At 40.3% G+C, this 21,999-nt stretch carries 20 protein-coding genes and 1 pseudogene; 5 read left to right on the top strand and 16 right to left on the bottom strand.

The features are described from left to right. Positions 1 to 233: 233 nt before the first annotated feature. The gene (locus PUQ00_RS08270) at positions 234 to 1,214 is read left to right on the top strand and encodes a 2-dehydropantoate 2-reductase (RefSeq protein WP_300415017.1); all 981 of its coding nucleotides are present in this window, start codon (positions 234 to 236) and stop codon (positions 1,212 to 1,214) included. Positions 1,215 to 1,383: 169 nt separating this feature from the next. Here PUQ00_RS08270 and PUQ00_RS08265 read toward each other — a convergent pair. From PUQ00_RS08265 to PUQ00_RS08215, 11 genes and pseudogenes are all read right to left on the bottom strand, one after another. Further along, a pseudogene (locus PUQ00_RS08265) lies at positions 1,384 to 1,986 on the bottom strand (hypothetical protein). Between the two features lie 27 nt (positions 1,987 to 2,013). Continuing rightward, on the bottom strand, positions 2,014 to 3,087 hold the full coding sequence (locus tag PUQ00_RS08260) for an Mrp/NBP35 family ATP-binding protein (RefSeq protein WP_300415014.1): 1,074 nt from the start codon (positions 3,085 to 3,087) through the stop codon (positions 2,014 to 2,016). A gap of 131 nt (positions 3,088 to 3,218) precedes the next feature. Further along, a complete protein-coding gene (locus PUQ00_RS08255; protein WP_300415011.1) occupies positions 3,219 to 3,980 on the bottom strand; it encodes a DUF4058 family protein in 762 nt (253 codons plus the stop codon). A 15-nt stretch (positions 3,981 to 3,995) separates the two neighbouring features. Beyond that, the gene (locus PUQ00_RS08250) at positions 3,996 to 4,973 is read right to left on the bottom strand and encodes a HEAT repeat domain-containing protein (protein ID WP_300415009.1); all 978 of its coding nucleotides are present in this window, start codon (positions 4,971 to 4,973) and stop codon (positions 3,996 to 3,998) included. A 173-nt stretch (positions 4,974 to 5,146) separates the two neighbouring features. After that, positions 5,147 to 5,374 carry a ferredoxin family protein gene (locus PUQ00_RS08245; RefSeq protein WP_053455107.1) on the bottom strand — a complete coding sequence of 76 codons (228 nt, stop codon included), beginning with the start codon at positions 5,372 to 5,374 and terminating at the stop codon, positions 5,147 to 5,149. Positions 5,375 to 5,397: 23 nt separating this feature from the next. Further along, positions 5,398 to 5,874 carry a GNAT family N-acetyltransferase gene (locus PUQ00_RS08240; RefSeq protein WP_300415038.1) on the bottom strand — a complete coding sequence of 159 codons (477 nt, stop codon included), beginning with the start codon at positions 5,872 to 5,874 and terminating at the stop codon, positions 5,398 to 5,400. A 41-nt stretch (positions 5,875 to 5,915) separates the two neighbouring features. Further along, complete coding sequence (locus PUQ00_RS08235) at positions 5,916 to 6,377, bottom strand: GNAT family N-acetyltransferase (protein ID WP_300415003.1); 462 nt, start codon at positions 6,375 to 6,377, stop codon at positions 5,916 to 5,918. A gap of 19 nt (positions 6,378 to 6,396) precedes the next feature. Further along, entirely contained in the window at positions 6,397 to 7,197 is an 801-nt protein-coding gene (locus PUQ00_RS08230) for a class I SAM-dependent methyltransferase (RefSeq protein WP_300415001.1), read from the bottom strand. 59 nt (positions 7,198 to 7,256) lie between these two features. Then, positions 7,257 to 7,952 carry an HAD-IA family hydrolase gene (locus PUQ00_RS08225; protein WP_300414999.1) on the bottom strand — a complete coding sequence of 232 codons (696 nt, stop codon included), beginning with the start codon at positions 7,950 to 7,952 and terminating at the stop codon, positions 7,257 to 7,259. A gap of 142 nt (positions 7,953 to 8,094) precedes the next feature. Further along, positions 8,095 to 9,804, bottom strand: a complete 1,710-nt coding sequence (locus tag PUQ00_RS08220; protein WP_300414997.1) for a fumarate reductase/succinate dehydrogenase flavoprotein subunit — start codon at positions 9,802 to 9,804, stop codon at positions 8,095 to 8,097. A gap of 214 nt (positions 9,805 to 10,018) precedes the next feature. Next, positions 10,019 to 10,657, bottom strand: a complete 639-nt coding sequence (locus PUQ00_RS08215; protein ID WP_300414995.1) for an NUDIX domain-containing protein — start codon at positions 10,655 to 10,657, stop codon at positions 10,019 to 10,021. Between PUQ00_RS08215 and PUQ00_RS08210 the strand changes: the two genes are divergently transcribed. Then, positions 10,617 to 11,195 carry an NAD(P)H-dependent oxidoreductase gene (locus tag PUQ00_RS08210; protein WP_300414994.1) on the top strand — a complete coding sequence of 193 codons (579 nt, stop codon included), beginning with the start codon at positions 10,617 to 10,619 and terminating at the stop codon, positions 11,193 to 11,195. The two genes, PUQ00_RS08215 and PUQ00_RS08210, sit on opposite strands and share 41 nt — an antisense overlap. Positions 11,196 to 11,282: 87 nt before the next feature. Here PUQ00_RS08210 and PUQ00_RS08205 read toward each other — a convergent pair whose 3' ends face one another. Beyond that, the gene (locus tag PUQ00_RS08205; RefSeq protein WP_300414992.1) at positions 11,283 to 12,248 is read right to left on the bottom strand and encodes an acetamidase/formamidase family protein; all 966 of its coding nucleotides are present in this window, start codon (positions 12,246 to 12,248) and stop codon (positions 11,283 to 11,285) included. Positions 12,249 to 12,679: 431 nt separating this feature from the next. Then, positions 12,680 to 14,908 carry an EAL domain-containing protein gene (locus tag PUQ00_RS08200; RefSeq protein WP_300414991.1) on the bottom strand — a complete coding sequence of 743 codons (2,229 nt, stop codon included), beginning with the start codon at positions 14,906 to 14,908 and terminating at the stop codon, positions 12,680 to 12,682. A gap of 778 nt (positions 14,909 to 15,686) precedes the next feature. Here PUQ00_RS08200 and PUQ00_RS08195 point away from each other — a divergent pair. After that, complete coding sequence (locus PUQ00_RS08195; RefSeq protein WP_300414989.1) at positions 15,687 to 16,046, top strand: hypothetical protein; 360 nt, start codon at positions 15,687 to 15,689, stop codon at positions 16,044 to 16,046. Positions 16,047 to 16,226: 180 nt separating this feature from the next. On the opposite strand, the gene PUQ00_RS08190 is transcribed toward PUQ00_RS08195, so the two are convergent. Continuing rightward, positions 16,227 to 17,153, bottom strand: coding sequence for a phosphodiester glycosidase family protein (locus PUQ00_RS08190; RefSeq protein WP_300414987.1), 927 nt, complete (start codon positions 17,151 to 17,153; stop codon positions 16,227 to 16,229). Between the two features lie 250 nt (positions 17,154 to 17,403). After that, complete coding sequence (locus PUQ00_RS08185) at positions 17,404 to 18,681, bottom strand: DUF4912 domain-containing protein (protein WP_300414985.1); 1,278 nt, start codon at positions 18,679 to 18,681, stop codon at positions 17,404 to 17,406. 514 nt (positions 18,682 to 19,195) lie between these two features. On the opposite strand from PUQ00_RS08185, the gene PUQ00_RS08180 reads away from it, so the two are divergent. Beyond that, positions 19,196 to 19,357, top strand: coding sequence for a hypothetical protein (locus tag PUQ00_RS08180; protein ID WP_300414983.1), 162 nt, complete (start codon positions 19,196 to 19,198; stop codon positions 19,355 to 19,357). 175 nt (positions 19,358 to 19,532) lie between these two features. On the opposite strand, the gene PUQ00_RS08175 is transcribed toward PUQ00_RS08180, so the two are convergent. Continuing rightward, entirely contained in the window at positions 19,533 to 20,807 is a 1,275-nt protein-coding gene (locus PUQ00_RS08175; protein WP_300414981.1) for a type IV pilus twitching motility protein PilT, read from the bottom strand. A 729-nt stretch (positions 20,808 to 21,536) separates the two neighbouring features. Between PUQ00_RS08175 and PUQ00_RS08170 the strand changes: the two genes are divergently transcribed. After that, entirely contained in the window at positions 21,537 to 21,908 is a 372-nt protein-coding gene (locus PUQ00_RS08170) for a hypothetical protein (protein WP_300414979.1), read from the top strand. Positions 21,909 to 21,999: the final 91 nt, after the last annotated feature.

The raw sequence follows: 21,999 nt of genomic DNA, 5'->3' as shown, positions 1-21,999 counted from the left end.
ACCGCTACTGCATACTTGTAAAAAGTATAGCCTACCTGGATTGATAGTAGCTGCCTCAAAATCTGTTTATCAACACCTGCTAGAAGCGATGCAAAGCGTAGCTGTTTGAGTTCAGAAGTGCTGAACCGTTAATAAGAAGTAGTATTGATCAATCTTCCCACTCTCAGCCGAGGCACTCACTACTCGGAACTGAACTGGATACCGTCTTCCACGACTCATATTCTTTTGAGAAAATGAAAATCTGTATTGTTGGCGCGGGTGCGATTGGTGGATATTTAGGGGCAAAACTGGCACTGGCAGGTGAAGCAGTGACGCTGATTGCGCGTGGTTCTCATTTAGAAGCAATTCAAACAAATGGGCTGAAGTTGCTCATGGCAGACGGTTCTAGCCAAATTGCTACTCCATGTTTGGCAACTAGCGATATCCAGTCGGCGGGGCGACAAGATATAGTAATTTTAACTGTCAAGGCTCACAGTGTGCCGGCGATCGCACCTTTTCTCCCTGCACTCTATAATGCTCACACGATGGTGGTGACAGCCCAAAATGGCGTTCCTTGGTGGTACTTTCGTCAGCATGGCGGTGAGTATGAAGGTACACGCATTCAATCTGTTGACCCAGATGGGATTATTGAAGCTAGTATCGGTGCTGAACGTGCCATCGGTTGTGTTGTTTACCCAGCAACTGAAATAGTTGAACCAGGTGTAATTAAACATATTGAAGGCGATCGCTTTACTCTCGGTGAAATCGACGGTAGTAAAACAGAACGCCTCCAATTATTAGCACAGACTTTAAAACAGGCAGGATTCAAAGCACCAATCCGCAATCAAATTCGCACGGAAATTTGGATCAAGTTGTGGGGTAATGTAGCATTTAATCCCATTAGCGCCCTGACTGGTGCTACTCTAGAGGATATTTGTCGCTATCCCCTGACTCGTGAATTAGCGCGGCAAATGATGACTGAAACTCAGGCGATCGCTGAAAACTTGGGTATAAAGTTTGGCATCACTTTGGAACAGCGAATTAATGGGGCAGAAAACGTTGGTGCCCATAAAACCTCAATGCTACAAGATATTGAAGCCGGACGCGCTACGGAGATAGACGCGATCGTTGGCGCGGTAGCAGAATTGGGAAAACTCACTCAAATTCCCACACCTTATATTGATGCTATTTATGCCAGCGTCAAGCTGTTGGAGGCAAATAAAATAAACATTTGATTTGATTCACCCTATCAATTCACCCCAAACTTTATAAATTACTTTCTGCTCTTTATGTCATTGCGAATGGAGCGATGTCTACGACGGGCTAACGCCTACGCAATGACTGTAAATATTTTTATTCATTTACTTACAAATTTGATGTTTTCCTATTCTCCTGTCTTAACGATCAGCTCTCCTGCGCCATCCAAACGAGAAAACCCAAGATTTGCTCAACCGGAGGGAGCGGGTAATCTGTAAGGTCAATGGTTACACATTGCTCTTCCAACTTCAGAAACCGCCAAACCGTCCCACTACTCACCGTTCCGTAAATCGTCGAGATAGGCTGTTGCTTTTGTTAATTAAAGCGTTGAGCTGCAACCATTTCGGCGAGGCATTGCCCTAGCGCTGGTTTCAGGTCTTCCTTTTTGGCTTCCACCAGGATAACCACAGGGGCTTTGATAAATAGCTGCTCTGGGGAACGACTAATGAGAAAGTCAACAAAGCCAGTCAGTTCAGCCTCCGGTTCTACATTGAATTCCTCGCCAGAGAAAACGCTAATCTGTCCTTTGAGTTGGCGTTTGACTTCCAGTAACACAGGATTAATGATCCCCTCAGAACGGGCTTTCTCGCTACTCACCGCGATGGCCCAGGGAATCGTTTCTTTAAGAATATCCTGAAGCAAAGGAGTAGGAGTAATCGAGGGAATTTCTGGCAGGAAGCGGCTTCCTTCAACTATTGTAAGTTGGAAATCCTCTACAGCTTTTTGAAGAGTAAATTTACTATAAGGCATAGATTTATAATTTAAATTCAAAAAATTCTAGGTTGAAAAAGTTGCATTAAGCGCAGTGGCAATTTGGACAAAAACCTCACTTGCAGGCGAAGTGCGATGTCCAGGTTTAGCTACACCTGCGGTGATTGCAATCGGATTTCCACTATCACCACCGTTACATATATCGGGATCAATAGGAATTTGTCCCAACAGTGGCACTTGTAATTCTGCTGCCAGTTGTTCGCCACCACCACTGCCAAAAATGGGCGTGCGTGCGCCACAATCACCACAGATTAAATAGCTCATATTTTCAATGATACCAAGGACGGGAATACCCACTTGGCGAAACATATATATATTGCGTCGTACATCTGCGATCGCTACTTGCTGAGGAGTTGTTACTAGAATAACTCCACAAACAGGGCTTTCTTGGATAATTGTTATTTGAGCATCACCTGTACCCGGAGGTAAATCTATTAATAAATAATCCAATTCGCCCCATTCCACATCTTGCAAAAATTGAGTGATAATTTTATGCAACACAGGGCCACGCCATGCCAAAGGACGATTTTCTTCTACAAGTAAACCAACTGACATCAGTTTTATTCCCTGAACTTCTAAAGGTAAAAACTTATCACCTGTAGGAGTAGGAATTACTTGAATATCAGCTTGTCCTAAACCCAGCATTTGCGGCAGATTAGGGCCATAAACATCAGCATCTAGTAGCCCAACCTTTGCACCTTGTAATCTTAAAGCTGCGGCTATATTTACGGCTGTTGTTGATTTCCCCACGCCACCTTTTCCACTAGAAACTGCTAGGGTTGTTTTAACACCAGGAATTGTACAAATTTGAATATAAGTTTTTTTACACCAAGTTAGAAATGATAATTTAGATTGGATCTCCGTCTGTAATTGGTGCTGATGGGAACCGATATATAAACGCAAGTAAACATAGTCATCAACTATGCGTAGATTTCGCACCATTCCCAAACTAACGATGTCATTTTTTAAGGTAGGTTCGATAACCTCTTTGAGGAGTTGGACTACCTCTTGCTGATGAGGATTAGTATCTGGTTTTTCTTGATCTTCTGGATGCTGAAAGGGAGATTGGTGGTCAGACATAGTTAGGAGAAGCTTAGTTATCAGAAATTTGTCAATTGCAGCAGGATAAAAGCGATCGCTCTCATTTAAGTAATTACGAATTACGTAGCTTGCTTCTCGCCTTTGGTGAGTATTATCAATTACAAATTAATTTAAATCCGCTCCAAAATTTCTCTCACCCAAGCTTCTTCCTGTGGCGAACGCACTATTTTTAAAGGTTGTGAATAATCAATTGCTAAGTCAAATCTAGCACGTTCGGAAACTTCATTTAGTAACCTTTGCAAGTCAACTATTGGCTCAGGTTCCCCCTCACGCAAAGGCACTGGAAAAACAGGAATTGGGTTTTTTAAGTCGAAGGTATATAAATCTGCATCAGGTCTGTTGTAGCTGCGACTGACCAAGATACTATAATCTGTGGCGATCGCTCCTAGAATAGGCATTGACTCTCCTTGTCTCAACAGGTCAATTTCTACCAAATTCGTTGCAGAAGCCAAAATTTTCTGTCGTTTGTTCTCGTAAGCGGCTCTACCTTCTTTTGAGCGTTTATTTTTAGGGGAAAGTATTTCTATCACAGCAACTACTTCTTTACTTTGAGTTGTTCGCACCTCTAAAAATCGCTCAGTTATTTGTTCAGGTATGGGAACTTTCACTTTAGTGGGTTCGGTAAGTTTTGCAGCAGTTAAAGTTGTGCTGTTATCTGTAGTTTTACGCTTGGCAACTGCTACATCAGCAATTCCCACAAGTAAAATATCATCTACACTAGTGTAAACTCGCTCTTCTATGGAAACCCGGTATTTAGGCGCGATTTGAGGAGTCAGGTCATCAGCGATTGCTACAATTAAACGATTGTGAACTTGATGCCAAAGTTCCGGCTGTTCCAAATACGGGTTCATTCCAGAAAATGGATTTCCCATTGCGCTTTCCCTTAGCTATTTCTCCTCGATTGAGACTATTGTATCTGTTTTAATCTTCTGAATTGCCCGTTGTGCTTGGATGGACACTTCTTTGTCAGGGTCATCTAAGGCTTGTTGCAAAGGGTTAATAACGTCGGGATGAGCTAAATTACCAAGTGCGATCGCAGCTTCTTTTCGTACATCTGCATATTCATCTGTTAATGCTTGAATTAATCTCGGCATAACTTGAATATCTGGAGTTTTTTGCAACGCTTGTGCTGCTGATTTCCGCACTTGCCAGTGTTCATCATTTAAAGCGATTTCTAATGCTGAAATTGCTTGATAATTTTCATGAATAGCCAGAGATTTGGCTGCATTACGGCGAACTTGCCAGTCACTATCATTTGTGAGTGCTTGACAAAGTATTGTAATCACTTCTGTATCTTGTAAATGTTCTAAAGTTAAAGCAGCAGCACGACGTACACTTGCTTCTTGATCAAAGATTAAATTTAAAGCTTGTGGACATTTTTCTAGTTGATTGATATATCGCAGTGTCGTAACGGCTGTTTCTCTTAACTCAGGATTTTCTGATTCTAAAAAGGGTAAAATATCGGGTAATGATTGAATGTCATGTATCTTCCGCAAAAGCACCAAAATATTTAATTTAAGATTTAGATCATTCTTTTCTAGTTTATCTAGTAAAAGTAACAATTCATCTTGTGTAATTAACTCGTTTAATGCTGATACAGCTTCAGTGCGAATATCTGCATCTGCTGAACTCAGACATTCAATTAAAGCCGGAATTGCAACAGGATTGGCAATTTCCCAAAGGGCAGCGATCGCTATTTTTTTAACAGTAGTATTTTCATCTTTCAAAGCGATGATTAAAGCATCTATTGTTTCTTCATCGCCTAGATGCTGCAAGGTTTTGACAGCTACTATCCGGTCGTTTATATCAGGCGATCGCAACATTTCTAGCCATTGATTTAATTCTAGATTATTATTTGTAGACATTTTGAATCCTAATACAAATGGTTAATTATTTTAATACTGATTTCCAGTAGTAGTGATTGCAATCTAACGAAAATTTTTGCGGCATGATGACAAAGATTCAGATAAACTTAATTAATGGCAAAGCTTGCAAGCTAAAATCGTTTTTTTTATAGCAAGTCAATAAGCTTATACAACTACCGCAATAAAAAGGGAATCTGGACAGTAATGGCATTCGTTGGACATTCTTTTTCACAAGGCAGACAAAACCAACACTCATCATATTTCATGTAGGCTTTGCCTGTTTCTGGATTTTTTGCCAACACATCCAAAGGGCAAACTTCAATACAGGCTGTGCATTTTTCTAAACATTTCGATTCATCAACGATAACAGGAACATCTACTCTTTGATTGATTAAAGCCATAAAATTGCTCCTTTCTTTTATAATTAAAATGTTAAACGGTAAAATAAATGGGGTAAACCTGCGTGGATAATCTCACGCTCGTATTGAAACCCCAACTTTTCCATAACTCTCTGTGATGCTTTGTTAGTCGTCAGAGTAAAGCAAACTATCTCTGGTAACTTCAGCATTTCAAAACCAATTTTCAATATTTCCTCACCCATTTCTGTCGCTAAACCTTTAGCCCAGAATTTAGCTATTAGAGCATAAGCTAATTCTACTTCTTCATTGCCTTCTACATCAGTATTGCGAAGTCCAGCACGACCAACAAAGTGATGATTAACTTTATCTCGAAACACCCATAAACCAAATCCATAACGCTGCCAATAATTTAAGTTATTTAGGATAAAAAGCCGTGTTTCTTCATCAGAACGAATCCCACCTAAAGTTGCCATAACTTGTTTATTTTGATGCATCCGATAAAGTTCATTCAAATGTTTAAATTGCAGGCGTTCGGCAAACAGGCGATGAGTTGTAAATGTATCAATTCACTGCATATTTTTCACTAAATCAATTTTTTATAAAAAGTTAATGATTGTTTGATATTGGTATAGCCAATTTTTTCATAAAACAAGTGAGCCTCTTTACGTTTAATATTAAAATGTAACAGAATACTATCACATCCAGCCAGAGAAGCCCATTGCTCAATTTGCTGCATTAAACAACGTCCAATTCCACTATGACGATAATCTTTATCTACAACTAAAGCTAAAATAATTGCTGAAGTTGGTATAAGTATTAAGTCAGAAATATGAGCGTGCACCCAACCAATTACATATTCATTTTCGAGAGTTGCAACATACACAATGTGAGAATTACTATTTTGAATTTTAGTAAGACGTTGCTCTATTTGTTGATTTGTTACAGTATATCCAAGTTCTTCGCAAAGAATAGCTATTCTCGCTGCATCTTTAATCTCTGCCTGTTTAATTTTAAATTGCTCACTAATAGCGACTTTATTCGTCATAATTTTAAATTCCAATTATTTAGTTATCCAGCGTTGCACGGATAAAACGATAGCCTATATCAATCTCTGTCAAATTGTGAATATCGCCATATTTTTTTTCCCATTCTCCACTACTTAAATCTGCTGTAAGTAACTGTAATCCTTGCTCAATTAAATCTGGATTAGCTAAAGCAAAAGATGATATACCCGCACGTACTTCAGGATTAAGATACATTTCTGGTCGTTTCCAAGCTGCTGCGGCGAATAAATCAGATAAGTCATGGGGTAATAAAAAAGGTATGGCTTCAACTCGTCTTTTAGTATTCTTCTGAATTAAATTAATCAGTTCGTTAAGTGATAAAAGTCGTAAAGAATCTTCCCACAAAAACGGAAAATAATCATAAAGCCATATCCTTTTAGCTAATCTAATATCAAAAGTTAGCAAAATTATTGTTCCATCTCTGATTATTCTGTGCATTTCTTGAAACGCTTTTTCGAGATCAGAAAAGTGATGAATTGTCAAGATACTTACAACGGCATCAACAGACTTATCTGGTAGAGGTAAATTTTCTGCATAGCCAGAAAACCACTTAACTTGTGGATGCTCTACTGCTTGCTTTTGCATCACTAGAGAAGGTTCAATAGCATTAATAAGAAATCCTTGTTTAGCTAGCTCTATAGTGTAACCACCAGTACCAGCCCCAATATCAGCGATAATGCTACCTTTGGGTAAATTGAGTAAATCAATTAATGTATTGACAATGCGAATATCAGGAATGCGAGTTTTTGAATATTGTTGACCAATTGAATTATAAATAGGCATATTTATGATTAAATCCATCAAAATAATTTAAAACAAACCATTAAGCTTTAACTTGAAATGAATCAATCAAAAATCTGTTAGTTAACCAACTCTAGCAACTTCAAGAGTTCACTTATTATAAATTTGGGTTGCACTTCTTGTGGTAAATTTTGGCTTTTTCTGTTGTAATAGCAAAAATCCATTTTGACTTGTGTTGCTCCCGCATAGTCGTGCTTTAGAGAATCTCCAACATAAAGGACTTGTGCTGGTGTTAAATTTAACCTAAGTAAGGCATGATGAAATATTTCAGGAGATGGTTTAGCAAAACCAATTGCTTCAGAAACTACAACTTCCTCAAAAAAATGCTCAATTCTGACAGCTTGCATTCTCGGTAGTTGTGCTGATACCAAACCGTTCGTGATGACAGCCAAACGATAACTGCGTGCGAGAGCAGTTAGTACTTCATTTACATCAGGTTCCATGACAGCAGAATGATTAAAAATATGCCAAAAACTTTGACTAAGATTGCTGATTTTATCTGTTTGTATATCTAATTGAGCAAGTGTACTTCGGTAAGACATCTGTATCAACTCATCAGGAGAAAAAGTTTCTCGCTGTCTCCAATACTTGGAATTATAAGTTTCATATACTTGAAGAAAACTAGTTTCACTTATTCCATGTAAGTCTAAATAAATTCCACAAGCTTCCAGCGCTCCAAGAATAGCTTGGCGTTCACATAGCTCAAAATTCAATAATGTGTTATCGAGATCAAAAATTATGGCGGCATAACTCATTTTTTACGTTAGCCTCAAGTTATGATTTTACACATCAATCCAATACAGAATGCACAAAAGTATCCATTCTTTCGCTCTCATTCTTGGGTTTTTCATAGGTTCGTTATTCACTAATTTAATATAAAACTTTTAAAACGTTGTTTTACTTCACTGTGACAGTGTAGACTTCTTTGACTACATCTACTTCCACAATGTAAGGATCTACAGGGCGCTTAAACAATACCATGTCATCTAATTCATTTTTCTTTAGATTGACATGACAAAACCATTCATCATCATTCTTTTCTGGATAATCTAAGCGGTAATGATAAAGACCCCAACGAGTTTCTTGACGATATAATGATGCTCTAGCTGCCATTTCTGCACAGTCTCGAATAAAGTGAACTTCTAAACTACGCATCAATTCATGGGGGTCACGAGCGCCCATTAAATCTAATGTTTCTTGATATTGGACAAAATGTTTTAAACCAATCTCGATTTTATTACCTGATTTTGGTGGTTGCAGATAATCATTAACTAAGCGTCTTAATTTGTATTCTACCTGAGTGTGAGGTACACCATTTTGGCGAGTTAAAGGTGCATAAATTCTGGCTTTTTCAGCTTCTAAAAAATCCGTATCTGGTTCGATAAAATCTAAATTCTGGATATATTCAATGGCATGAGTTCCGGCTATGCGACCGAAAACAAATGCCCCAATCATGTAATTATGGGGAACGCTGGCCATGTCTCCGGCTGCATATAAACCTGTGACGGTTGTTTGAGCGTTTTCATTTACCCACACACCAGAGGCACTATGACCACTACATAAGCCAATTTCTGAAATGTGCATCTCTACGCCGTGAGTCCGATAATCTTCATTTCTGCCTTGATGAAAACGTTCTCTACTTGGTCGTTCATTCGCCCACAAAATAGATTCAATCTCAGCAATTGTATCTTCATCAAGATGGGTCATTTTGAGTTGGACTGGCCCTTTTCCAGAATTTAATTCTTTCCAGATTTCCAACATCATTTGACCACTCCAATAGTCACAACTAATGAAGCGATTTCCTTCGGCGTTAGCTGTATGTGCGCCAAAAGGCCCAGCAACATAGGCACAGGCGGGGCCGTTGTAATCTTTGATTAAAGGATTAACTTGAAAACATTCAATATTGCTGAGTTCTGCTCCTGCATGATAAGCCATTGAATAGCCATCTCCAGCATTGGTAGGATTTTCATAAGTGCCGTAGAGATAGCCAGAAGCAGGTAATCCTAATCTGCCACAAGCACCTGTACACAAGATGACTGCTTTCGCTTGAATGACAATATAATCTCCATTTCTGACATCAAATCCCACCGCCCCAATAGCACGTCCTTCTTTGACTAATACACGGGTTGCCATGACGCGATTTGTGACTTTGACTTTGTGGCGTTTAACTTGTCGGGTGAGGATAGGTTTGAGGTCTTTACCTTCTGGCATGGGTAAGACATATTTACCCACACGATGCACTTGTTTTAAGTCATAGTTACCTTGGGCATCTTTTTGAAATTTTACACCCCAGCTTTCTAATTCTTGGATGACTTCGTAACCTAATTTGCCTGTTTGATAAACGGCTTTTTGGTTAACAATGCCATCGTTAGCAAGAGTGATTTCGCGCACGTATTGTTCTGGTGTGGAATGGCCGGGAATGACTGCGGTATTCACTCCATCCATACCCATTGCGATCGCACCACTGCGACGTATGTTAGCCTTTTCTAAAATCAGTACATCTGCATCAGGATTCGCTTGTTTTGCCTTGATACCTGCCATTGTTCCTGCGGTACCACCGCCAATGACAAGTACATCTGTTTTGAACCACTGGGTATTGATATTCATATATAAAGTATTTTTTATAGGTTTGTACACTAAATACGGTAAACTTAGCAAGTTACAGTATTTTATCATTTTTAGCGATTTCCAACAAATGAATTATCCAATCTTGTAGGGTATTTTTTTATTTGGAAGTCCTTTATGGGATGAAAAAAAAGGCGTAGAGGCGCACATCTGTACGCCTCTACAGTGTGTTGCTTGAAATCTGAACGCCAGATTTTTAGAACAACAGAAATTCGCCGCTTTTCTTGTATTCCTGAAACTTTTTCAAAACAGGGTGGTCATTTGGCATTAGCGCAGGTAAGTCCGCCAAATCAAAAAATTCCAGCGCCAGCGATTCTCCATCTAAGCAAGCGAGGCTGCCTTCCCATTCAACAGCTCGCAAAATCAAAATGAAGTTTTGCACGCGATCGCCATTGGGATAGGTTACAGTTTCAAAGGCTGGGTTAGAAGAAAACCCCACAGCTTCAAAGCGCTTAACCGTTAAACCAGTTTCTTCAAAAACCTCTCGTGCTGAACATTCTTCGGCAGATTCGCCGACCTCTGGACAGCCACCAGGTAGCCCCCAAAGTTTGAAATCACTTCGCTTTTGCAACAGAATGCGCCCCAAGTTATCCTCGATAATCACGCGTGCGCCAAATAACAGAAGTAAACGCTCACCTACAACTTGTCGTAACTTGCCCAGATAAGAGTCTGACCAATTTGCCATAATCTTTAAAGAAAGTTTGTAAAGAAAATCTAAAGGTAGCAAATAGCGATCGCCTGAAAACAGGATAATGCAGCTGAACTGGCCAATCCTTCCCATTAAACCTAGAACTATGGCATCTACACCCAAAATCCTCGCCTTTGCTGGTAGCACTCGTATTGATTCTTACAACAAAAAATTGGTAAAAATCGCGGCGGCTGGTGCTAAAGCAGCAGGTGTAGAAGTGACTTATATAGACCTACGCGATTTGCCCCTACCTCTGTTTGATGAAGATTTGGAAGCTCAAGAAGGTCTACCTGCCAACGCCCGGACTTTCAAGGACTTGATGATTTCTCATCAAGGATTGCTGATTGCTTCGCCTGAATATAACAGTTCACTGACAGCAGTTTTGAAGAACGCCATTGACTGGGCATCCCGTCCATCTCCAAATGAAGCACCATTGGCTGCTTTTGCAGGTAAGGTTGCTACTATTATGAGCGCTTCCCCAGGCGCTCTTGGTGGTTTGCGGGGGTTGGTTCACCTGCGGTCTATCTTGGGAAACATCAAAGTTTTGGTACTTCCTGACCAGGTAGCCGTACCCAAAGCTTACGAAGCCTTTAATGGCGATGGCACATTAAAAGATCCTAAACAGCAAGAATCTATTCAAAAGTTAGGCGATGGCTTAACAAAGATATTGCTGAAGCTTAATTAAACTCTTCAATTTGATAGTAAATAACGAATACCCATGATTAACACAAAAATGCTATACAGCTTTTTCATTAACTCGCTGCTAATAAACTTATAAATTAATATTATTGGACAAAATTGATTTAGGTAGCATTCCATGCACACCTTTTTGGGGACTGTTAACAACTTGAGTTATGTGAAAATTCACAGCTAAACTACACAATACATAAGCATCTTCTGGCGACAAATTTATGAAACGTTCCAGAAAATCAATCATGTTTTTTAAAGCTAGTTCTAAAGCTTCATCTAAAGTTTGAGCAAAGCCCATTGTGATGATATGAGTTGGAGTTTCGGCAATTGGTGTTGTCAGCTGTAAATCCTTGCGAAGTTTGAGGGTAATTCTACCGTTCATGGAAGTTTCAATGGCGGTGACATTTACTTCACCATCTCCCTGTGCAGAATGCCCATCACCAAGAGAAAATAATGCACCTGGTACGAAAATTGGCAAAAATAACCGAGAACCAGCTTGTAATTCCCGATTGTCGATATTACCGCCGTAAGAACCTGGTGGGACAGAAGTTCGAGAGTTTTCTGGAGTAGCGACACCAAGAATCCCAAAAAACGGTTTGAGGGGAATTTTTATGCCAGCACCCGCCGGAAATTCCGCGATATTGTTTGCTAAATCTAGAGGAATGAATCTCAAAGCAGGTTGAGGAAACTGATGTGGTAAAGCTCCCCAACCTGTACGAATGGCATTGAAGCCTACAGCTAAACGAGGTGCGATCGCATCTAATTGTACTTCTAAAACATCCCCTGGTTCGGCATCGCGCACATAAATTGGCCCTGTGAGTAAATGCGGCCCCGTAGCAATTTTGCGTTCTGGTAGAAGATTTTGGCAGATGTCGAGAAATTCTGGTGTGAGAAACTCAGGTGGTGCTTTGTCATAAACGTAGTAACCAGTATAAGTTTCTACGTCAACGGTATCGCCAGAGTCAATAATCAGTGCTGGTTCTAGTAGATGGGAGAAACCACCTAAATGCACAGTTTCTTTTGAGGCTTTTAAAATATAGTGAGTCATTGCTGTTGTGTTTTTACTTGCGTGCAATACAGGGGCAAATCGCATCGGCGGGTTAAGAGACTTGAGCAAACTGGCGTACTAATGGCTTTATTAAAACTAGCAATTGCTTGTTGAAAGCGTTCTATTAGATCCATATCCCAAACCCCTTTAAAACCTCATTGCGGCTCTTTTCAAGTTAAGAAGTGGCAGCCCTCCCATTACTCATTTCTAGTCTCTGACTGGGAACGAGACAATCTCTAAGAGCTTGTTCTAAACTGGCTTTTACCTGAAGTTGACATCAATAAGCATTGCTGTGCCCCTACGATAAATTTATATGTATCAGGGTTTGTGTGAAATGGTATCACTTTGGTAAAGTTGTGATTCAGATTAAATAATCATTTTATCTACAATATAATATTCACGATAATTGTCCGAGAAAATGGAGACTGGTGCTAAAGGAGATATCTAACGTCATCATCCTCATAGTCCATGTGCACCACACAATTTCTTCCTTGTGCTTTTGCCTGGTAGAGTCCCTGGTCAGCAGCAGCAATTAAGATTGCAGGAAATAATTGGCTATCAGGAGTGATGGTTGCCACACCAAGACTTAGGGTGATGAATTCACTGACATGAGAATGGGGATGAGGTATTTGTAATGCATTAAGATTGGTCTGAATATCTGTTGCAACTGCAATGGCCTGTTCGATACCAGTATTCGGCAAAATTACTGCAAACTCTTCTCCACCATAACGAGCAACTAAATCAGCAGGGTGTTTAACTGTCTGAGAGATTGCCTTGGCAACCTGTCTGAGTGCATCATCTCCTGCCAGATGTCCATACGTATCGTTGTAAAGCTTAAAGTAATCTACATCACATAAAATCAAAGATAGCGATCCTTGCTCTCGTGCCAACCGTTGCCACTCTGCGTTGAGGGTGTCATCAAAGCAGCGTCGATTTGCCACTTGGGTTAGACCATCCGAAGAGGCAAGGCGCTGTAATTCCTGGTTTGCTTGTTGTAATTGGTGGTAAAGTTCTGATTGTTGTATAGCGATCGCAGCTTGACCTGCTAACTGGTTAAACAAGTTAATCTCCGATTGCTGCCATTGTCTAGGGTTATGGCATTGGTGAGCGATCAATAGTCCCCACAAACGCTCTTGCTGCAAAATGGGCACGACAAGATTTGCCCGAATTTGCAAACTCCGAAGCAGGTTAAGATGACACGGCGATAATCCTGCCGTTTTAGTGTCTTCAATCGTTTTAGTATTGCCTTGTTGGTAGTAAGCTGCACGCGTGGATTTAAAGCACGTATCCATAACGTGAAATCCCAGAATGGATATGCAGCCTTCTGCTAAGGATTCTACAGCAACTAACCCACTCCAGTCTGGCTTAAACTGATAGATCACTACTCGGTCTACCTCAAACAGTTGTCGCACTTCATCTACGGTGGTTTGTAAAATCTCGTCTAACTCCAACGATTGTCGAATGCGCTGCGTTACAGCCGTGACAATTCGCTCGGACTCGCTTTGGTGTTGAACCTGCTGCTCAACCAGCTGATAATTTGCGGATGCTACAGTTAATGCGACCGGATTAAACTGAGGGGTTGTAGTCACAGGCACTGCACTGGGTTTAGCAATCAAATAGCCTTGAGCAAAATTTGCACCTCGTTCTCGCAGCCAATTCAGTTCCTCAATGCACTCAATTCCTTCAGCAACAGTCTGGATGTTTAACTTTTGAGTAATCTCTAAAAGCTTCTCGGTAATCGAGGCTTTGTAAAGGTCTTGATGCACATCTCGAATTAACTCCATGTCCAGCTTGATAAAGTCTGGACGTAACTGATGCAGCAAGTTGAGGCTGGAATAGCCAGAACCGAGGTCATCAAGGGCAACTAAAAACCCAGAATCCCGGTAGTATTTCAGCACCGTCTTCAGATGGTCTAAATCTTGAGGATTGTCTGACTCCACGACTTCAAAAACAACCCGATTATGGGAAATCCCGGCAGCATCAATTGCCTCTACCGTGCTACGTAGGCAAAAAGCTGGGTCATAAAGTGACGTTAGTGCAAAATTGATGAAGATGTGCCCACTTACTTGATAGCGACTGAATTGAGTAATTGCGCTGAGGCGAGCAACTTGGTCGAGTTGTGGTAGGAGTCCAGCTTCGGTTGCTGACTCCAGAATTGGTTTCGGTAGTAGTAAATTGCCTTGTTTATCTAGTCCCCGCAAGAGCGATTCATATCCAAAAATCTGCGATGTATCTTTAATTGAGACAATTGGTTGGAAGTAACTGGTGAATCGTTCCGTTGCCAGCATTTCAACCAGCCAGTCGGATTGGTTTAACTTAATGAAGCGTTGTAACGAGGCTATGTCACTAAAATCGTGGATTTCAGGTTGGCTAGCGCCTCGAATGAAAAGGACTTGCGTCTCTTTTAATTCTCTCGGTGCAAGTAGTTGGGCCAGGTTACGGGCAATTTCTAGTGACTGTCCGGGTCTACATTCCAAAGTCAAACCTGGTCGTTCGTGCATCAGTTCATACTCAACGGCAAACTCCTGTAGGTAGGAGGTGACTTTTTTCAGCGTATGTGGAACGGGGAACCAGAGAAAGAGCTTGCCTGCCTCCTTAGTCCGACAGCGTGCAACATTGCGACAAGCACAGGTTTTGGAGATCGGACATATTTGGCTCATAGCTAACTAATTTACTCAATCCAATTTACTTTATTATTCCCACTATTTTCCCTATAAAAGATAAACTAAACTTCAAATAGATGAAGATTTGATGAGTTCGGCAAACTAAATAATTTAGCTGAACAGGTGGCTGATAAACATATTTCAAACCTGATATTAAATGCTCAATTAATTGACAAAATATTTTGTACGTTAATGCAAATTTAAGGGTAGTTAGCTCAACAATTTAAGTTACAGAATCAAGGCAAAAATTAGCCAGAGTAGGAATAACTTTTAGCTATAGATCAAAGTTCATAAACCACTATATACAGCAGATTTCAAGGAAGGTGAAGTACACAATTGAAGTCTCAAACCCCGGTATAACCGTGTTTTACTTCTGTTAGCGCAGTGGTGCGTAGCCCATTCTGAATTTTGACTCCTAAATTCTGCTGTATCATCAATTTTCACGATAGAGTGTTCTTTTGCGTCTATTACTCCTGAGATAGAGATTGTGAGATCAAGTCAGGGTATCACAACTTTTATGATAAATTTAATTTATCATTTTAAGAAAAAAGACTATTTGATTTTATTCTCAAAGTCGCTTTATCCTGAAATCAGTAGAGATTTAAACTTTGAACAAATACAAACATAGCCTGCGATTAATCCAGCTAAAGGCTAAGTAATTAACTCCCCAAATCTCTATTACTATCAAACTTATGTGAAAAAGAGGTGCAACATGAATCCGGCAAAATCATCAACCAGCAACCTCAACTTTGAGAAAGCAAAGGAGGACAGCTAAATGCTAGAGCAGCAAATTGATTACCCCACCAGACTTAAGACAAGTGCAATGATCATGAAGCTTTTCCAAATCATTCTAGTGGTCTTAGTACTTTTGATCAACTTAGCAATTGCTTTCCCCTCTTGGGCAGAAAGAGCGGTTTCTTTAACTAGCAATCCTAACTACTTTGAAGTAGGGCAAAAAGTCATTTGGCTTTACAAGCCTCGCACGGATTCTAGCGATGTCCAAAGAATTCCCGCCGAAGTAATTAAGTTAAGTTCCAAGCAAGTGCAAATCAAGGTGTACAAACATAACAAGGAATTTGTTAATCGTTGGGTGAATTCAAACAAGCTTGAGAATTCACAAAAAATTAAAGAGTAAGTACTCTCAAATTTAGCCAGATGGAAGTAAATTTAGTCATAGCCAGCTACAAAACTAAAAAAAAGATATTTCTTCCAAAAGGGGATGCTCCCAAGCTGCCCAGTCTAAAGTAGCGTATTGATTGCACAAAAGCCGATGTCTACAACGGGCGTAGCTACAGCACTCAACTCCTCAACTATTTTATTTTTTGTAAATCAAAAAAACTGAGCCAATCGGCCCAAGGTTTTGTACATAAGTTTTCTGGTTGTAATACAATCCTGGAGACATACCTCCATCAAATAAAATTCCTTCTTGAATCTTACCTAAACAGTTATTGTTAGCAATGCCTTCCAAGACATTATCAAACATATCTGGCAGTAACTCTTGATTAACTTGAGATAATTCAATATCTGAATTAGCTTTCAAGTCATTAACTAATAGTATTACATAGCCTTGATTAGTGATAGCTGCCAGAGAGCGATTAGTTGCATTTTTACAGGCAAATTCTCCCAAATCTTGACATATATCTTTAAACTTACCCTGACGATAGAATCTGCCATTACCGCCCACTAAATTGTAATTGAGAATATCGCTTTTTCTTCTGCCAGCTTGGATAGTAGCCTGTCGCTGCTTGGGTGTACCTCCTGATATCCCAAAGGAAGAACGTTTATTTTTAAATGCTCCTGAATACTCTACGCCACGAGAAACATTTAAGCCTTGTGGTTGATCATCAGTACCTATATAGTCGGCATTAATTGCGGCAATGGGTAGCTCTCCATTTAATTTGGCATTCTCATCGCCAATGAGTTCACGAAACTTTTTTGGTACATATTCTTTACGTAGTTTCCCCCTAGCATCTTTGGCGTAGAGTTGATGAGATAGACCAACATTAACTTTGAAATCTAATTCTGCTGATTTGGGATTAAAAATAATCACATTGTTAATACCTCTTTGATTTTTTTTACCTTGATTATTGGTTTTAAAAAAATCAATACTGAACTTAGCATCTTTGCCAGGGCAAGTTTTAGATGCTTTTGAGACTGAATTTGCTTCAATCTCTTGACAACCTGATAAAAAGCTTGCACCAATGATCAAGCTAAATAACAAAAATAATTTTTTTGTATACATATAATGCAAAAAAAACCGCTACAGAATTACTATAGCGGGGAATAATTTAAAATGTCAGGATTCAGAAGCGGAGCTGGAGACGCTCCGCCCTCGGTCAGAATCCAGAATGATTAGAAAATCAAGACTGTTATAGCTTGTTAATTTTATTCAAATTATTAAGCTTGAGTCTCAAAGTCTTCTTAATTCTGACTGCTGGATTCTGAATTCTTCCTTTAAAATTTCAGTCTGGAGTTAATCTCAGAGCAAAAAGTTAAGGGAACCATTCTAAAACAGCTTCTTCTTTGGTGTTAGTATTCCGAGATGGTGTCTCACGATTAAATTTCATCTGAATTGACCGGGTTTGCTCACCATCAGCAGCTACGGCCAAAATCGGATAGTCTATTAAACCATCTTGGAAGGACATTTGAAAACGGAATGTCCCATCTGGATTTAGCTTAATTGAACGGCCACCAATGGTTACGGTAGCATCGGGTTCGGTTGCACCGTAGACTATCAATTCAGCATCGGCAATTAACCAGAACTGGCGCGGACGCACTGGTACGGCGGAAGCCGAGAAACCAACACCTGACATTCCGACACCGGAAGCGGTTAAACCAGACACGGTGGGAACTGCCCACAGACCCACACCAGATGGGAAAATGTAGGAGCTAATGGCTTGTTCAGGACGCGCTGAACCTGGTACTTGCTGCTGGGAACCGAAGATAGAACCAGCAACCCGTTGTGCTTCGGCAGATTCCGCTAAATCAAATATTTGGTCGTAGATCGGGTTGCCGTTGCCATTCACAGCATTACCAGCATTACCAGCATTACCATTGGCGGTAACTGGAATCTTCTTGGCGGGGGGAACCAGTTCGTACTGAGTGTTGGTACGCAAATCTTCTTCAAAGTTGACAGTGATGAACACATCCTCTATCCAGTCAGAAGGATAAACGGGAGGAACGTGTACTCTAGCAGAACGAGCTAGTACCAACCAGCGACCATCAGCAGCACGATAGCCGATATCGATTACATAATCGCGATCGCTTACTGGAACTGGTAGATACCATTCTCTGGCTAGTTCATCAGCAGGATATTCTTGAATGCTGTGGGGGCTTTGGTATTCGATATTGATGTCGGTGACATCATAAATCCGTAGTGCTAGTTGTTGTCCCCCTTGTCGACGCAGTTCCTGTTTGTGTTCATTTGGAACATCCCAGTAAGTGTAAGCCCACTGAGGATCGCGTGGTAAGAGTACAATCCGACTGTCACCATAGCCAGACGGCAAATCTGCGAGTCCTTCATCAACATCAGCCAAAGATCCACCACTACGATCTTCCTGACCTAATTCAAACTTTGCAGCTTCCACGGTTTCCTGTGCCTCCAATGAACGAGATGGACTGAGTAAAGTTTTGCTACGTTGGACTTCTTGTATTGATGCCAACAGTTGTGATTTACGCATTCGGCTATATCGAGAGATGCTATATTCGCTAGCAACTTTGCGTAGTTGCCGTAACGTCATCTCCTCTAGTGGTGGGCGTTCTTTTGCCATTAATTGGGTCTCCAGTAGTTTTAAGTGGTAAATGATTTCCCCTGGTTAAAGAATGCTATGTAAAATCTCATCCACTCCAGATGAATTTCTTATTCCTGACTCTGGTTTTGCCCAGTTTTTAAGTTTTTTAGTCTGTTTTTAAATTGAGCTAACATCCTTTCAATTCCTAGTTATGCCAAAATCAGCATTTCTTTAGGGATCGGAGGAGTTTTATTTCTTAAGTCAATATTAACCACTAAGCATATGTAGGGATCAAGGGGTAATAACTAGGTTTTTTGGCTGTTTCACGAATTTATCAGCCTTTCTGGGATCAATATGTCATACTTTGATAACATTATGGGCGAGTTATCTATTCAGCGATCGCCTTAATATCAAGCTTTTCTGACATTAGGCTGTGGGTTAGCCAAAAATCGCAATCCACTCAAAGGGATTGGGCATTGGGCAGCCCATTAATAGACATCTGACAAGAAAAAAAGTTTTATTATTTTGCCCTGTTCTTTGCGTACATTACCCAATGCCCGACCAAATGATCGATGGCGATGGAGCTAGTCCACTGCGCCTGTGGGCAAACCTGATGATTCTATTTTTGATTTCCAGTAATATTATGATTGCGATTTTTCAATTAGGGTTGCGATCGCTTAACGAAAGATTCAACATTTGTACAGTGATAAATTAAATGACACCGCGACAAATTCGTGTCATCAAGCTGAGTCTTACACACTTTAGGCTTGAAACAATTTGTGTTGATGTAGCCTGTAAGTTCCCCGTGCTGATTCTAGGCTTTATACCCTCAACCACACTAATTTGGCACAGCATCAAATAAAAAGTCACTGTACAGCAGATAGCCAGACTTAAACTCGACCTCGGAGAAACTGCGCCATTTCATTAGGAGTTGGTGACATTTCTAAAGCAGTTTCTTCAGTGATGCGACCATCTTGATAGAGATTGAGCAACGACTGATTCATCGTAATCATGCCATCAAAGCCAGCTTGTTTCATTAACTCGCCAATTTCATCATACTTACCGTCTTTGATCCATTCTTTAATAGCCTCAGTATTGATCAGCACATCGTGGAAAGCAGCCCGCTTACCGTCAGTTGTGCGACACAAACCTTGGGCAATTACTGACACTAAAGACTCAGAAATTGCCACTCGCATTGCATCTTGTTCGTCACCAGAGAAGAGATTGAGAATCCGCTCAATGGTTTTAACAGCGCTATTGGTGTGCAGAGTTCCCATGACTAAGTGACCAGTCTGAGCGGCTTTTAGAGCGGTGTTAACCGTTTCCTTATCCCGCATTTCCCCCACCAGAATCAAATCTGGGTCTTCCCGCAAAGCTGCTTTCAAAGCGTTGTCAAATTTCCGGGTGTGCATTCCCACTTCCCTCTGTTTAACTAAAGATTTGCGGCTTTGATGGACAAATTCTATCGGGTCTTCAATGGTGATGATATGCTTGGACATCTCCTTATTGATGTAGTCAACCATCGCTGCCATTGTGGTGGACTTACCAGAACCAGTAGGCCCAGTCACCAAAATTAAACCTTTGTGGTAATGACAAATATCCCGAAAAATTGGGGGTAAATTCAACTGTTCCATAGTTAAGATTTTCAGGGGAATCAGCCGCAACACCATTGCAGGCCCTTTGAGGGAGCCAAAAACATTAATCCGCACGCGAGCAAAGTCATACTGAGTTGCTCCGTCAAATTCTAAACTTTCTTCAAAGCGCTGAATTTCCCCCTCACTCATCACCTCGCGCAACCAATTCATGAAAATTTCTTTATCTGTTTCTGGATAATCCGTTGATTGAATTTCTCCTCGGCTGCGGAAGCGGGGTACTTCACCTACACCCAGGTGCAAGTCAGAATATCCCTGATCGTAAGCTAACCTGATTAACTGCGCTAAAGTCACTTGTGGAATGCTGTTTTGAGCGCGAACTGAAGTAGGTATTGGCGGTGGACTAACCGGACGATGACCTGCAACAGGTGCGTTGGCGCTCCTATCCATTGACATATCCAATGTTTGTGTCATCTGCCGTTGCGTACTAGAGGGTGGCGGTGGTGGCGGCATTGGTGGCAGGTTACGTCCGGCAGCAGGGTTAGAATTTAACGGAGACTGTGATTCTGTCATATATCTTAAAATTTGGCAGTTAAAAAGTTGAATTACAAGAAGTCAAGTCACTTACTTCGATGACTTTTGGAAGATGCTTGCGTGCAAGCCCCGGCGGTGATGAGAGGCGATTGAAACTCTAGAACCACAGTCAATCCATTTTATCCACCTCCATTTGTATCTTTTTTTACTCTAAGTTTAAGACTTAGAAGATTTAGAGAAATATTTAACCTATCTAACCTGGTTTAACACACACAAGCACTAAAAATGCAGTAGTGAATATACATAGACTATCAGTAGTTGATAATACTTTTATTGGAACATGAATATTCTCAGGACTTAGATGAGAAATTTATCCCAGGCATGGATACGAATTGCCAGCAATTAACAGCACAAACACTAGCAGATCATTTATTCAGCCCATCCATGAATTATGAGAACCACTACTGGTTTTTATAAGAAATGTTAAGTTCAATAAGAGGAATATCCTGGGGATCAAGGTAAAAAACTCATCCTTTTAGGTTATATACCTGAAGACGGATGCAAGAAACAAGTTTTTTTAATAGATGTAAACTTGACTTTAAATTCATAATTAGAAAAAATTAACTGTAAACTTTAGTAAATAAATGCTCATTTTCCTGATTAGTTTTTATATACTGAATTTCACTGAGAAACGAAATCAGTTTACTCGCCAAAAGCGAGATATGACTGATAATTAAAATTTGTTGTGTATTTTTAGGAGGAAAAGTCATGGTTTCTGCTCAAAGCTCTAATCTAGGAAAGACCTACTCCTTGTTGATGATTAAAAGCTTTTTAATATGGACTTTTACATTAGCAGTATGCTTGTTGGTTGTAGGTTTTCCACTAGTTGTCTTAATGGCTACGGTCGGATGTCTGCTATCGATTATCTTGCAATCTGTAATGCCTGTTAGTGCTGTTTTGCTTGTAGCAGGTGCTTTAATCATGTTTAATATCATCGCCGTTGTATTGGCTGCGGGTGTGCTAACTCTTAAAGGAGTTCATCCTAATCAAATCAAATGGTTAAGCTGGCTGCATGGAGAGGCAGACGAAATGCAGACTACTGTTTACGCTGCTTGCCCTTTAACTTGTGAGATTAAGTAGTTATTACAGGTAAATACGACAAACAGTGCGTCTGCCCGGTTAAGCCGGGTTTTTTCATGCTCTTTGGGATTTGAACTTGTGAGATCAAGAT

Source organism: Nostoc sp. S13, assembly GCF_029379315.1.
Taxonomy (GTDB): Bacteria; Cyanobacteriota; Cyanobacteriia; order Cyanobacteriales; family Nostocaceae; genus Nostoc.
This window is presented reverse-complemented; position numbering and strand designations above follow the sequence as displayed.

Excerpts from the sequence above, each read along its gene's own strand:
- PUQ00_RS08185 (WP_300414985.1), bottom strand. The coding sequence starts at position 18,681 with ATGGCAAAAGAACGCCCACCACTAGAGGAGATGACGTTACGGCAACTA.
- PUQ00_RS08175 (WP_300414981.1), bottom strand. The coding sequence starts at position 20,807 with ATGACAGAATCACAGTCTCCGTTAAATTCTAACCCTGCTGCCGGACGT.
- PUQ00_RS08190 (WP_300414987.1), bottom strand. The coding sequence starts at position 17,153 with ATGTATACAAAAAAATTATTTTTGTTATTTAGCTTGATCATTGGTGCA.
- PUQ00_RS08270 (WP_300415017.1), top strand. The coding sequence starts at position 234 with ATGAAAATCTGTATTGTTGGCGCGGGTGCGATTGGTGGATATTTAGGG.
- PUQ00_RS08170 (WP_300414979.1), top strand. The coding sequence starts at position 21,537 with ATGGTTTCTGCTCAAAGCTCTAATCTAGGAAAGACCTACTCCTTGTTG.
- PUQ00_RS08255 (WP_300415011.1), bottom strand. The coding sequence starts at position 3,980 with ATGGGAAATCCATTTTCTGGAATGAACCCGTATTTGGAACAGCCGGAA.
- PUQ00_RS08250 (WP_300415009.1), bottom strand. The coding sequence starts at position 4,973 with ATGTCTACAAATAATAATCTAGAATTAAATCAATGGCTAGAAATGTTG.
- PUQ00_RS08195 (WP_300414989.1), top strand. The coding sequence starts at position 15,687 with ATGCTAGAGCAGCAAATTGATTACCCCACCAGACTTAAGACAAGTGCA.
- PUQ00_RS08235 (WP_300415003.1), bottom strand. The coding sequence starts at position 6,377 with ATGACGAATAAAGTCGCTATTAGTGAGCAATTTAAAATTAAACAGGCA.
- PUQ00_RS08260 (WP_300415014.1), bottom strand. The coding sequence starts at position 3,087 with ATGTCTGACCACCAATCTCCCTTTCAGCATCCAGAAGATCAAGAAAAA.
- PUQ00_RS08210 (WP_300414994.1), top strand. The coding sequence starts at position 10,617 with ATGGCATCTACACCCAAAATCCTCGCCTTTGCTGGTAGCACTCGTATT.
- PUQ00_RS08205 (WP_300414992.1), bottom strand. The coding sequence starts at position 12,248 with ATGACTCACTATATTTTAAAAGCCTCAAAAGAAACTGTGCATTTAGGT.
- PUQ00_RS08200 (WP_300414991.1), bottom strand. The coding sequence starts at position 14,908 with ATGAGCCAAATATGTCCGATCTCCAAAACCTGTGCTTGTCGCAATGTT.
- PUQ00_RS08230 (WP_300415001.1), bottom strand. The coding sequence starts at position 7,197 with ATGGATTTAATCATAAATATGCCTATTTATAATTCAATTGGTCAACAA.
- PUQ00_RS08180 (WP_300414983.1), top strand. The coding sequence starts at position 19,196 with ATGCCCGACCAAATGATCGATGGCGATGGAGCTAGTCCACTGCGCCTG.
- PUQ00_RS08220 (WP_300414997.1), bottom strand. The coding sequence starts at position 9,804 with ATGAATATCAATACCCAGTGGTTCAAAACAGATGTACTTGTCATTGGC.
- PUQ00_RS08245 (WP_053455107.1), bottom strand. The coding sequence starts at position 5,374 with ATGGCTTTAATCAATCAAAGAGTAGATGTTCCTGTTATCGTTGATGAA.
- PUQ00_RS08225 (WP_300414999.1), bottom strand. The coding sequence starts at position 7,952 with ATGAGTTATGCCGCCATAATTTTTGATCTCGATAACACATTATTGAAT.